This window comes from Thermogutta sp. (genome assembly GCF_039793925.1).
In the GTDB taxonomy this organism is placed as follows: Bacteria; Planctomycetota; Planctomycetia; order Pirellulales; family Thermoguttaceae; genus Thermogutta.
In genome coordinates this window covers 1-1,224 of sequence record NZ_JBAMME010000137.1, presented here as the reverse complement: position 1 = coordinate 1,224, position 1,224 = coordinate 1, and the positions used below count along the sequence as shown (strand labels likewise).

Genomic DNA, 1,224 nt, shown 5'->3' with positions numbered 1-1,224 from the left:
AAGCGCGTGTTGGGCGGCACTCTATCCGAGTATCGCAAGTGCTATGCAGGAAACCGATTTATGGCATAAAAGAGATGTACTCACTATTCCGGTCTGTTGTTGTCCCTTAATCCAGAAGACAAAAGAAGTGGGCTCATGTAGCCTCAGAGGTGAATAGGGAGCATCATCGCTCGCAACAAGACAGGCGTGATGCGCTTGAAGTTGTAGGCCACCTGAAAGATGGCTGTGTATTGGCTCAGGTAGTCTTTGTTCACGCCGCGGAAGGGACGTAGGAAGTTGCGCAGGCCGGTCCAGATGCCTTCCATCGTGTTACACTGCACCTCACGCACACCGTCACCATCATCGTCGCGAGCCCATTCGCGCTGCCCAGGTGTGTGGCAGACGCTGGCGTGGATGCGGCCCGTCTCGGCGAGGTGGTCGTATGCTTGCCATTCATCTGTGTACACCGCCGCGTCGTTGCGGGTGTGCTCTTCCACGAAGAGCTGCAAACTCTCTCGGTCGCTATGGTGGCAGACCCCCAGGCTGATCGCCCCACTCTCCCGTCCAACCACACCGGCCACTGGCGGACGGTCGTTGTCCCAAGTGCCATGTCCCTTGACCTTGTTGGCACGACGTCTGGGCGGGTCATCTGGGTCAGCGTGTTTGTGCCCCCTTTTCCCCGGCGTTCTGGTACATCTCGTCCGCCTCGACCATGTCGCCTTTTAGCATCGGAGGGGGAAGACGCTCCTCGATCAACTGCTGAATCTCGTGCCGGAGCTTCAGCAAGTGGGCACGGTCGATGCCCAGCTCCTCGGCCAGTTGTGCCGTCGGTGTTCCCTGCGTAATACTGCGCAGAATCAACACGATCGTCGCACAGCTGTATTGGCTCTTGCTCCAGATGGTGCCGGTGAAGGTGTTGAAGACCGCCCCGTACACTCTGCAGCGGGAGTCCACAATCGGCACGCGATGCTTGTCGTGCGGTCCTTGATCGGCGGGAAGCGGATGACCTCGCGAACAATGCAGCCCCGCTGGATGCAGCACCTCCAGCAAGTAGTTGTAGCAGACCTCTTCGTCCACCAGAGCGTGAATCGGAAACGCGATCATTGTGTGCACCCCCGCGTAGCTGCTGATGAGAAAGCCGCACTACGCTCCAACATGATACCAGAATGCAGGCCAAATGGCGATTTCACCTCTGAGAGCTTGTCTGAAAAGTCACCGGATTCTGTCATTGCGAGGAGGCCGCAG

Annotated in this window: 1 protein-coding gene and 1 pseudogene; both read right to left on the bottom strand. The window is 58.0% G+C overall.

Going from position 1 to position 1,224, the window contains the following annotated elements; translation table 11 throughout:
- Window positions 1–143 precede the first annotated feature (143 nt).
- A pseudogene (locus ABJK56_RS05690) lies at window positions 144–596 on the bottom strand (transposase); the annotation flags it as partial.
- A gap of 37 nt (window positions 597–633) precedes the next feature.
- The gene (locus ABJK56_RS05685; RefSeq protein WP_347243700.1) at window positions 634–1,083 is read right to left on the bottom strand and encodes a hypothetical protein; all 450 of its coding nucleotides are present in this window, start codon (window positions 1,081–1,083) and stop codon (window positions 634–636) included.
- Window positions 1,084–1,224 lie beyond the last annotated feature (141 nt).